This window comes from Nocardioides psychrotolerans, from assembly GCF_943371775.1.
Classification (GTDB): domain Bacteria; phylum Actinomycetota; class Actinomycetes; order Propionibacteriales; family Nocardioidaceae; genus Nocardioides; species Nocardioides psychrotolerans_A.
This window is the reverse complement of record NZ_CALRWD010000061.1, coordinates 18,614-27,930: the sequence shown is the minus strand read 5'-3', so window position 1 is coordinate 27,930 and position 9,317 is coordinate 18,614. Positions and strand designations below refer to the sequence as shown.

The 9,317-nt window shown below is 72.0% G+C and carries 12 protein-coding genes; 6 read left to right on the top strand and 6 right to left on the bottom strand.

The genetic code is table 11. The features are described 5' to 3' along the window. The first annotated feature begins 74 nt into the window (after positions 1–74). A complete protein-coding gene (locus AAG827_RS16165) occupies positions 75–1,025 on the top strand; it encodes a type IV toxin-antitoxin system AbiEi family antitoxin domain-containing protein (RefSeq protein WP_341927190.1) in 951 nt (316 codons plus the stop codon). Here AAG827_RS16165 and AAG827_RS16160 read toward each other — a convergent pair. Beyond that, entirely contained in the window at positions 1,022–1,273 is a 252-nt protein-coding gene (locus tag AAG827_RS16160) for a hypothetical protein (protein WP_341927188.1), read from the bottom strand. The two genes, AAG827_RS16165 and AAG827_RS16160, sit on opposite strands and share 4 nt — an antisense overlap. A gap of 10 nt (positions 1,274–1,283) precedes the next feature. After that, positions 1,284–3,011, bottom strand: a complete 1,728-nt coding sequence (locus AAG827_RS16155; protein WP_341927187.1) for a sodium:solute symporter family protein — start codon at positions 3,009–3,011, stop codon at positions 1,284–1,286. 203 nt (positions 3,012–3,214) lie between these two features. Between AAG827_RS16155 and AAG827_RS16150 the strand changes: the two genes are divergently transcribed. Genes AAG827_RS16150 through AAG827_RS16135 form a run of 4 tightly spaced genes read left to right on the top strand, consistent with a single transcriptional unit; the run spans position 3,215 to position 5,867 of the window. Then, positions 3,215–3,763 (top strand): pilus assembly protein HicB, encoded by a 549-nt coding sequence (locus tag AAG827_RS16150; RefSeq protein ID WP_341927186.1) that lies wholly within the window; start codon positions 3,215–3,217, stop codon positions 3,761–3,763. Between the two features lie 58 nt (positions 3,764–3,821). Then, the gene (locus AAG827_RS16145) at positions 3,822–4,646 is read left to right on the top strand and encodes a DUF4097 family beta strand repeat-containing protein (protein ID WP_341927185.1); all 825 of its coding nucleotides are present in this window, start codon (positions 3,822–3,824) and stop codon (positions 4,644–4,646) included. 33 nt (positions 4,647–4,679) lie between these two features. Beyond that, positions 4,680–4,829 carry a hypothetical protein gene (locus AAG827_RS16140; RefSeq protein WP_309650500.1) on the top strand — a complete coding sequence of 50 codons (150 nt, stop codon included), beginning with the start codon at positions 4,680–4,682 and terminating at the stop codon, positions 4,827–4,829. A gap of 51 nt (positions 4,830–4,880) precedes the next feature. Further along, positions 4,881–5,867, top strand: a complete 987-nt coding sequence (locus AAG827_RS16135; protein WP_341927184.1) for a DMT family transporter — start codon at positions 4,881–4,883, stop codon at positions 5,865–5,867. Here AAG827_RS16135 and AAG827_RS16130 read toward each other — a convergent pair. Next, positions 5,834–6,787: a siderophore-interacting protein gene (locus AAG827_RS16130; RefSeq protein ID WP_341927183.1), complete on the bottom strand. Its 954-nt coding sequence runs from the start codon at positions 6,785–6,787 to the stop codon at positions 5,834–5,836. The genes AAG827_RS16135 and AAG827_RS16130 overlap by 34 nt on opposite strands. A 119-nt stretch (positions 6,788–6,906) precedes the next feature. Here AAG827_RS16130 and AAG827_RS16125 point away from each other — a divergent pair, with 119 nt between their 5' ends. Then, positions 6,907–7,485, top strand: coding sequence for a hypothetical protein (locus AAG827_RS16125; RefSeq protein WP_341927182.1), 579 nt, complete (start codon positions 6,907–6,909; stop codon positions 7,483–7,485). A gap of 4 nt (positions 7,486–7,489) precedes the next feature. Here the strand turns inward: AAG827_RS16125 and dcd are convergent, their stop codons facing one another. Genes dcd through AAG827_RS16110 form a run of 3 tightly spaced genes read right to left on the bottom strand, consistent with a single transcriptional unit; the run spans position 7,490 to position 9,213 of the window. Next, the gene (dcd, locus tag AAG827_RS16120) at positions 7,490–8,065 is read right to left on the bottom strand and encodes a dCTP deaminase (protein ID WP_341927181.1); all 576 of its coding nucleotides are present in this window, start codon (positions 8,063–8,065) and stop codon (positions 7,490–7,492) included. Positions 8,066–8,074: 9 nt separating this feature from the next. Then, a complete protein-coding gene (locus AAG827_RS16115) occupies positions 8,075–8,728 on the bottom strand; it encodes a hypothetical protein (RefSeq protein ID WP_341927180.1) in 654 nt (217 codons plus the stop codon). Further along, positions 8,728–9,213 carry a SigE family RNA polymerase sigma factor gene (locus tag AAG827_RS16110; RefSeq protein WP_341927179.1) on the bottom strand — a complete coding sequence of 162 codons (486 nt, stop codon included), beginning with the start codon at positions 9,211–9,213 and terminating at the stop codon, positions 8,728–8,730. The genes AAG827_RS16115 and AAG827_RS16110 overlap by 1 nt, the downstream gene beginning before the upstream one ends. Between the last annotated feature and the right edge of the window lie 104 nt (positions 9,214–9,317).

Here is a 9,317-nt window from a genome sequence, read left to right as displayed (position 1 = left end):
ATCCGCCGCACTCATGTCCACACCCCGACGCGGTCCCGGTTTCACCCTGACCGCCACGTCGCACCCTGCTTCTCATGGACAAGATCTCGGAGCTGCTGCGTGACCAGGACGGCCTCGTGTCCCGGCGACAGGCCCTCGGGCTGGGGCTCCAGCAGCACGACCTCAAACGCATGCTGCGCCGACGCGAGCTGGCCACGGTCCACCCGGGCGTCTACGTCGAGCACACCGGCCCGCTGACCTGGAAGCAGCGCGCGTGGGCGGCGGTGCTCCACGCGGGGCCGGGCTCCGCGCTGAGCCACACGTCGGCCGTCCGGATCGCCGAGGGCCCCGGACGCCGGCTCGTCGACGACCGCGACATCGAGGTGGCCGTCGACGCCGATCGCAACGTCACGCCGGCACACGGCGTCCGCGTGCACCGTCTGCGCGACTTCACCGACCGCGCGCTGACCAACCTCGGTCCGCCGCGGATCCGCTACGACGACGCGGTGCTCGACGTCGCGCTCGACGCACCGACCCGCCTCGACACCGTCGCCGTGCTGGCCGACGCCTGCGGCGGACGTCGTACGACGGCGCAGCGACTCCTCCGCACCGCCCGCTCACGCAGCCGCCTGCGCGACCGCGCGTGGTTGGTCGGCGTCCTCGAGGACGTCGCGGAGGGCACCTGCTCGGTGCTCGAGCACGGCTACCTCGACCGGGTCCTGCGTCCCCACGGCCTGCCCGAGGGGCTGCGCCAGGTGCGCCGGGCCCGCGGCGGCACGACGACCTACAGCGACGTCGACCACGACGGGCTGGTCGTCGAGCTCGACGGCCGGCTCTTCCACGACTCTGCTGACCAACGCGACCGAGACCTGGGGCGCGACCTCAGCGCCGCGGTGGACGGGGTGGAGACGCTGCGGATCGGCTACGGGCAGGTGTTCCGTGATGCGTGCGCCACCGCGGCCGCTGTCGGGGCCGTGCTGCAACGGAGGGGCTGGGACCGACAGCCGACCCGGTGCGCCGACTGCCCGCCCGCCGAGGGCGACTAGTCCGTCGTCTCCGGCACGACCACGGGCCGCAGCCGGGCCCAGACCAGGAAGCCGACGCCGACGACGAGGAGGGCGAGGCCGGCCCAGAGGTTGGCGTTGACCCCGCCGGTCTTGTCGGTCTCGGGGTCGGCGACGAGGCCGGTGATCGTGAGGATCACGCCGTAGGTGCCGAGCAGGCCACCGATGATGTTGCGGATGTCGAGGGCGCCGGCGGTGTGCGTGCGGCCCGAGGTGCTGTCAGGTGACATGAGGTCCTCCTCAGAAGGCCAGGTTGAGGGCGATGACCATCACCAGGGCGACCCCGGCGAGCGGCATGGTGCGGCGATACCAGGGGTAGGACGCCTCGTCGGCGTCCACCAGGTCCTCGCGGGGGGTCTCGGAGTAGACGAGGCCCTTGAGCTCCGAGACCGGCTTGGGCTTCGTCACCAGGGAGACCGCGACGCTGAGCACGATGTCGACCACGAAGGCGGTGGCCGCCGCGACGAACGCAGCGCCCTGGCCCCCGAGCGGGATCACGCCGGTGCTGAGCGAGCCGAAGGCGTCCTCGCTGAGGAAGGCGACCGCGATCGCGGAAAGCGTGCCGGCGCTGAGGCCGACCCAGCCGGCCGTGGCCGTCATCCGCTTCCAGAACATGCCGAGGATGAAGGTGGCGAAGAGCGGGGCGTTGAAGAAGCCGAAGAGCACCTGGAGGTACTCCATGATGTTGGAGAAGTTGCTGGCCAGCCCGGCGGTGAAGATCGCGATGACGGTGGCCGCCACCGTGGCCAGTCGCCCGACCTTCAGGTAGTAGTCGTCGTCGCGGTCCTTGACGGCGTACTGCTGCCAGAGGTCGAAGCTGAAGACGGTGTTGAACGCCGAGATGTTGGCCGCCATGCCAGCCATGAACGCTGCGAGCAGGCCGGCGATCGCGAGGCCCAGCAGGCCGTTGGGGAGCAGGTCGCGCATCAGGTAGAGCAGCGCGTCGTTGTAGGCGACCCCGTCACCGGACGCGCCTCCGGCGACGGACTCGCCGGCCTTAACGTCGGCGATCTCGGAGACGAGGACCGCGGCGATCATGCCGGGCAGGATCGTGATGAAGGGGATGAACATCTTGGGGAAGGCACCGATGATCGGCGTCTTGCGGGCCGAGGAGATCGAGTCGGAGGCCATGGCGCGCTGGACCTCGACGAAGTTGGTCGTCCAGTAGCCGAAGGACAGCACGAAGCCAAGGCCGAACACGATCCCGATCACCGAGAGCAGCGGGGAGTCGAAGCCGGAAAGCGCCTGGCCGGGCCAGGAGTTGAGCTGCTGGTCGGCCGGGGCGATGTCGGGGTTGCCGGAGGCGGCCTCGGCGATCTTGTCCTTGAGCCCGCCGTAGCCGCCGACCTTGTGGAGTCCGATCAGCGTCAGGGGCAGGAGGGCTGCGACGATCACGAAGAACTGCAGGACCTCGTTGTAGATCGCGGCGCTCAACCCGCCGAGGGTGATGTAGGACAGCACGATCGCGGCGGCGACGACGAGCGCGAGCCAGAGCGGCCAGCCGAGCAGGGCCCGGATGATGCTGCCGAGCAGGTAGAGGTTGATGCCGGCGATCAGCAGCTGCGCGACGGCGAACGAGATCGAGTTGACCAGGTGGGCTCCGGGCCCGAAGCGCCGCAGCATGAACTCGGGGACCGAGCGGACCTTGGAGCCGTAGTAGAAGGGCATCATCACGATGCCCAGGAAGAGCATCGCGGGGATCGCGCCGACCCAGAAGTAGTGGACGGCCGGCAGGCCGAACTCCGCGCCCGAGGCCGACATGCCCATGATCTCGACGGCACCGAGGTTGGCGGAGATGAACGCCAGCCCGGTCACCCACGCGGGCAACGAGCGACCGGAGAGGAAGAAGTCGACCGAGTCCGAGACCTGGCGGCGGGCGATGACGCCGATGCCGAGCACGACCCCGAAGTAGAGGAAGACGATCAGGTAGTCCACGAAGCTCGCGGAGATGATCGTGTCACTGGCCATGACGGTCGGACTGGGAACGGTCGGAATCGACAATGCGCTGCCTCGTTGCAGACGTGTCCGGTGGCGACACCCGGAGAAACCTCGATCTAGGTGCCCCGATCCGCGCCGGGACAAACGGATCCGCATCGATGACACCAGTGCGACGTCACCATGACATCAGATGACCCTTGACGTGGTGTCAGAGTGATGTCACAGTGGTGCGTATGGACATCACCCCCTTCATCGAGAGCCTTCGCCGCGACCTGCTGGCCGCCGCCGAGGGCGCCGGGCCCGAGGCGCGCCAGGCCGCGGAACGGCTCGGCTTCGCCCTCGACCCGGCCGCCCGGCTCGCGCTGATGGAGGCCATCTCCCAGGCGGCGGCGGAGATCACGGCCGAGATGCCGGCGGGAGGGGTCGACGTACGCCTCCAGGGCCGCGAGCTCGACTTCGTCGTCACGTCCCCGTCGCCGGCCGACCTGGCACCGCCGGCTCCCCCGGCGCCGCCCACACCACCGGCGCCTCCCGGGGAGACCGACGAGGACGGCGGCGTCGCCCGCATCACGCTGCGCCTGCCCGAGTCGGTCAAGACCCGCGCCGAGGACGCCGCCGCCCAGGCCGGCCAGTCGCTCAACACCTGGCTGGTCTCCGTCGTCCGCAACGCGACCCACCACGGCGTCGTCAACGTCGACATCGACCTCTCGAGCATCCCGTTCCTCGGCGGCAACGACCCGTTGCGCGGCAAGGGCAACCGCCGCATGACCGGCTGGCTCTGACGCTCCGGCGCAGTCCAGCCGACCCACTCGCACACCACCCACCCCCAGGGGAGACACCATGACCGAGCACCACTTCGCGACCCTGCACCCCGTCAGCCTCTACGCCGAGATCGGCAAGGGCTCCGTGACCGTCCACGCCGTCGACACCACCGAGTCCCGTGTCGAGGTCAGGGGCCGTGACGCCGAGAGCGTCCGCGTCGAGCAGGACGGCGACGACCTCGTCGTCATCGCACCACGCCAGCGCACCGGCTTCCTCAGCGCCGGCGACGCCTCCTTGGACTTCGTCATCACCGTGCCCACCGGCAGCAACCTGGCGGTCAAGAGCGGCAGCGCCGACGTGCGCGGCCACGGCCGCTACGACACCTGCCAGGTGCGCTGCGGCTCCGGTGACGTGGCGATCGACGTCGTCGGCGCCGCCACCCTGGAGACCGGGTCCGGCGACGTCCGGGTCGCCCAGACCGACCAGGACGTGCGCGTCAAGAGCGGCTCCGGCGACGTCGTGATCACCCGAGCGGCAGCAGCACTGTCGGTCTCGACCGGCTCGGGCGACATCGAGATCGGGTCCAGCCAGGGCCCCACGGTCGTCAAGACCGGCAGCGGCGACGTCACCGTCACCGAGTCCAACGACGACGTGTCGCTGTCGACCGGGAGCGGCGACCTGAGGATCGGCGTGGCGCGGCGCGGCCGGGTGACCGTCAAGGGCGCCTCGAGCGACGTGCACATCGGGGTGCCCGCGGGACTGCCCGTCTGGACCGACATCACCACCCTCACCGGCCACCTCCACTCCGGCATCACCGGCGCCGGCCAGCCGGAGGAGGGCGCCGACCACCTCGAGGTCCGCGCCACCACCGTCAGCGGCGACGTCGTCCTCGCGCCCGCCTGACACCCCACAGCCCACCCCTCGAAGGAGCACCCCATGAACGAGCTGCACCCGTCGATCGAGACCGAGGCACGTCACCGCATCGCCGAGCGCCTCGCGAAGGCCTCCGTCCCACGCCTGCCGTCCCGCGGCGCCACCCGCATGGCCCGGCGACTGCGCACGCTCGCGGACCGTCTGGAGTCCTGACCCGCGGACAAACCCGGTGTGACTGTGCGCCGACTCGGCGAGACTGGTCCGGTGACCCAGCACCCCGGGGCAGCCCGGATCGGCCTGCTGCAGATCTCGCTGGCGGGCGTCCTGTGGGGCACCGGCGGCCTCGCGGTCCAGCTGGTCCGCGAGACGACGCCGATGTCGGTCCTGACGATCAGCGCCTACCGGATGCTCATCGCCGCGGTCGTGCTGCTCGCCGCAGCCGTGGCACTGCGCCGGCTGCCCGACGTACGACGACTCCTGCGGCAGCGCCCCGGCCTCGCGGTCGCGGTCGGGCTGGCCACCGCGACCTACCAGGCGCTCTACTTCGCCTCCGTCGTCGCGGTCGGGGTCACGGTCGCCACCGTCGTCAGCCTCGGCCTGGCGCCGGTCCTGCTGACCGTCGGCGAGGCGGTGCACACGCGGCGCCGGCCGGACACGTCGCGGCTCCTGGTGCTCGTCGCCGCCCTGACCGGGCTGCTCCTGGTCAGCTCGACCGCGGGCCTCGGCAGCACCGGACCGCACCCGCTCCTCGGGGTGCTGGCCGCGATCGGCTCCGGCACCGCCTATGCCCTGACCACGGCGATGGGCCGCCCGCTCGCCCAGAGCACCGGTCCCCTGGCGCTGACGACGACCACCACCACGGTCGGCGCGGTGGCGCTGGTGCCGCTCGGGCTGCTCAGCGGGCTCGACGGGCTGGGCGGCTCACCGCTGGTCAGCAGCGACCCCGGCGTGCTGGCGCTCCTGGTCTACCTCGGCGTGATGACGATGGCGCTGGCCTACGGGCTGCTCTACGCCGGGCTCCGCACGACCGTCGGCAGCGCTGCGGTGATCGCGACGCTGCTCGAGCCGGTGACGGCCGCCGTGATGGCCGCGCTCCTGCTGGACGAGCGTCTCGGCGCTCCCGGGATCGCCGGCACCGCCCTGATCCTGCTCGCCGTCGCGGGGCTGGGGCGGGCGACACCCGGCGACCCGCCGCTGCTGCCGCCCGAGGACCTCCCTCAGGACTTCATCGCGACCCCGGAGCGCCAGTAGCCCATGAACGCCACCTGGTGCCGGTCGACGCCGAGGTCGCGCACGAGCGCGCGCCGCAGGCCGGTGACGACCTTGGCCTCACCGGCGATCCACGCATAGAGGCCCGCCAGGTCGTGCCCGACGACGCTGACCGCCTCCTGGACCGGCTCGCCGGAGGAGGAGTACGTCGGGGTCTCCCACAGGTCGTCGTCCACCTCGATCGGCTCGAGGGCCCCCAGCGGCTCGAGCGGTGCGCCGAGGTGGTCGAGCACGGCCTGGTGCAGGGCGGTGCCGCGCCCGGCACCGTCGCGCGGCAGCCAGGTGATCGACATGCCCTCGGGGTGCTCGAGGGTCTGGACGTCCCCGGCGAGCGGCACCTCGAGGAAGGCCGCGCCCCGTGCCCTGCTGGGGAGGTCGCGCAGGATGCCGGCCACCGCAGGGACCGCCGTCTCGTCGCCGACCAGCAGCAGCTCGCTCGCCGTGCCCGGGACGAACTCCACGCCGCCGAACTCGTGACCGCGCCGGGGTGCCAGCGTGATCACGCGGTCGCCGACCTCCGCCGCGGCGGCCCAGGCAGCGCCGGGCCCCTCCGGTCCGTCGCCCTCGTGCAGCACGATGTCGACGACCAGCCGGGTGTCGACGCCCGAGCCGCGCACCTCGCGCACGGTGTAGGTGCGCATGTGGCCTCGCTCCTCGACCGGGCGGTCCGTCCAGCTGGCGGTCCAGGACTCGTCGGCACCCTCGATGCTCGGGAGCGGGCGGTCACCGTGGGGGAAGACCAGCTTGATGCGCTGGTCCAGGACCGGTCCGTCCAGGCCGAGGTCGGCCAGCGCGGCCGAGGCCAGCTCGAGGCGCACGAAGCTGGGCGAGAGCCGCTCGACGCTCGCGACCTCCAGCTCGGCGAGCAGGAAGGGCAGGGCGGGGGGAACAGTGGTGGTCATCGTGGTCTCTCGCAGTCGTCTCTCGAAGTGAGGGCAGCCTTAGTTAGGCTTACCTTACTTGATGCTGCTGCCGTAGGACGCCCGCGTTCCGCCCGGTCGCCGCAGGAGACGATGAGGACATGCGTCGACTCCTCGCCACCGCACCCGTCCTGCTCGCCGTGACGCTGCTCGCCGGCTGCTCCGACTCCGATCCCGAATCCGGCGATCGCGAGCCCGTCACCGACGACACGGCGCAGGCCGACGCCGACTGCTTCGCCGTGCAGCAGGTCGCACTCTTCACCGCACCGTCCGCCCCCGAGCTGAAGCCCGCGCAGCTCGACGCGCTCGCCGGGATCGGCTTCACGCGCACGACGATGTGCGTGAGCTTCGATCCCTTCGTCGTCGGCGACGGCTGGCAGCTCGGCGAGACCCGCGTCCGGGTCACGCGCGCCAACCGCGACGACGCCTGGGCTGGCGCGGTCTTCGAGCGGGTGCTGCCCGGACCCGTGAGCGACGAGGGGGCAGGCTCTGCGCTGCCACTCATCGTGCCGTTCGACTACGCGGGCCGCTTCGGCGGCACCGAGCAGTGCTTCCGGGTCACCGTCCAGGCGACCGTCTCGCGGGGCTCCGTCGAGGGCGCCTGGTCCGGCAGCGGCCTGCGGGGGATCTGCCCCGGCAGCCGCTACGACCGCGAGAGCCTCGCCGACCTCGAGGGGTGAGCGCTCAGATCTGGGTGCGGTGGAAGTTCTGGAAGGACCGTGACGGCGTCGGACCACGCTGGCCCTGGTAGCGCGAGCCGTACTTCTCCGAGCCGTAGGGGTGCTCGGACGGCGAGGTCAGCCGGAAGAAGCAGAACTGCCCGATCTTCATGCCCGGGTAGAGCTTGATCGGCAGCGTCGCCACGTTGGCCAGCTCGAGCGTCACGTGCCCCGAGAAGCCGGGGTCGACGAACCCGGCGGTGGCGTGAGTCAGGAGGCCGAGCCGTCCCAGTGACGACTTGCCCTCCACGCGGGCGGCGATGTCGGCCGGCAGGCTCACGACCTCGTACGTCGAGCCCAGCACGAACTCGCCCGGGTGCAGGATGAAGGGCTCGTCACCCTCCGGCTCGACCTCACGCGTGAGGTCCGACTGGTCGGCGGCCGGGTCGATGTGGGGGTAGCGGTGGTTCTCGAAGACGCGGAAGAACCGGTCGAGCCGCACGTCGATCGACGACGGCTGCAGCATCGCGGGATCCCAGGGCTCGAGGGCGATCCGGCCGTGGTCGATCTCGGCGAGGATGTCGCGGTCGGATAGCAGCACGCTGGCACCCTACCGGCCGCCCGACCTGCACTCCTGACCGTCACGCACGGCGATCCGCACGGTCTGCGTGATCACGCGACGCACCTGGGGGGCGGCGCCGGTCCCGGCCGCAGCCGCAGCCGGGTCCCACTCCCGCACGTGCGCGACCCCGAGCTCACGGAGCCGGGCCACCACCGACGGGTCGGCCCGCAGGTCGGCGTCGCCGCTGTCGTCGACCACCAGCGCCACCACCCCGATCGGCGTGGTCTCCGCGTGCCGGACCTGCACCGAGCTCAACGCCCGGACCTGGCCGACGACGCGCTTCTGGTCGCGGAGCTCCGCGAGGGTGATCGCGTCGCCCACCACGAGCCGCTGCAGGTAGCAGACGAGGGGCGGCTCGGTGGCGGCCTCGCCCACGTCGACGGGCGAGGCCGACGAGGCCGACGAGGTGACGGGCACCGGCTCGACCGGAGTCTGCTCGCTCGCGGTGCGGGTCAGCGCGGAGCCGCCCGCCGCGACGGCCACGACGAGACCGGCAGTGCCGACGGCGGTGCCGAGCGCGCGGCGCCGCCGTGACCGTCGTACGCCGGCGTGGATGGTGTCGCAGGCGCCGACCGTCGGTCGCACGGCTCCCGACATGCGGGTCAGCGCGTCGCGCAGGTCGTCCTCGAGGTGGTCGGTCATCAGGGTTCTCCTACTTCCTGGCGGGCGTCTGCCCGCTCTCGCATCCGGGACAGGCCGCGGGAGAGGTGGCTGCGCGCGGTGCCGACCGAGCAGCCGAGCCGTTCCGCGATGCCGGCGTGGTCGAGGTCCTCGAGCACCCGCAGCACCACCGCCGCCCGCTGCTGGGGCGTCAGCGTCGCCAGGGCCTCGACGAGCCACGGATCGACCTGGTCCACGATCTCGACGGGCGCCTCCCGGTCGGGAAGGGTGCCGGGCAGCATCTCGCGGCGCAGCCGCCGGGCCCGGTCGATGTTGAGCCGCACCAGCGTGGTGCGTGCATAGCCACCGGGGTTCTCCGAGCCCAGCCGCCGCCAGCGCACGCCGACCCGGGTGAGCGACTCCTGCACGAGGTCCCACGCGTCGTGCGGGTTGCCCGTCAGGGCGTGCGCGAGCCCGAGCAGCCGCGGCGTCTCCGCCTCGACGAACGCCTCGAACCCTTCACGCATGCCGTCCCCTGCCTCGTGTCCTGCCTGATGTCCTGCCTCATGTCCTGCTCGTCCTGTCCCTCCCCCAACGCGGACGGCGCCCGAAACGTTGAGGCGCGAGATCA

Bases quoted from the DNA above. Each gene is read 5' to 3' on its own strand.
- AAG827_RS16140 (WP_309650500.1), top strand. From the start codon at position 4,680: ATGAACGAGCTGCACCCGTCGATCGAGACCGAGGCACGTCACCGCATC.
- AAG827_RS16165 (WP_341927190.1), top strand. From the start codon at position 75: ATGGACAAGATCTCGGAGCTGCTGCGTGACCAGGACGGCCTCGTGTCC.
- AAG827_RS16125 (WP_341927182.1), top strand. From the start codon at position 6,907: ATGCGTCGACTCCTCGCCACCGCACCCGTCCTGCTCGCCGTGACGCTG.
- AAG827_RS16150 (WP_341927186.1), top strand. From the start codon at position 3,215: ATGGACATCACCCCCTTCATCGAGAGCCTTCGCCGCGACCTGCTGGCC.
- AAG827_RS16130 (WP_341927183.1), bottom strand. From the start codon at position 6,787: ATGACCACCACTGTTCCCCCCGCCCTGCCCTTCCTGCTCGCCGAGCTG.
- AAG827_RS16115 (WP_341927180.1), bottom strand. From the start codon at position 8,728: ATGACCGACCACCTCGAGGACGACCTGCGCGACGCGCTGACCCGCATG.
- AAG827_RS16155 (WP_341927187.1), bottom strand. From the start codon at position 3,011: ATGGCCAGTGACACGATCATCTCCGCGAGCTTCGTGGACTACCTGATC.
- AAG827_RS16145 (WP_341927185.1), top strand. From the start codon at position 3,822: ATGACCGAGCACCACTTCGCGACCCTGCACCCCGTCAGCCTCTACGCC.
- AAG827_RS16160 (WP_341927188.1), bottom strand. From the start codon at position 1,273: ATGTCACCTGACAGCACCTCGGGCCGCACGCACACCGCCGGCGCCCTC.
- AAG827_RS16110 (WP_341927179.1), bottom strand. From the start codon at position 9,213: ATGCGTGAAGGGTTCGAGGCGTTCGTCGAGGCGGAGACGCCGCGGCTG.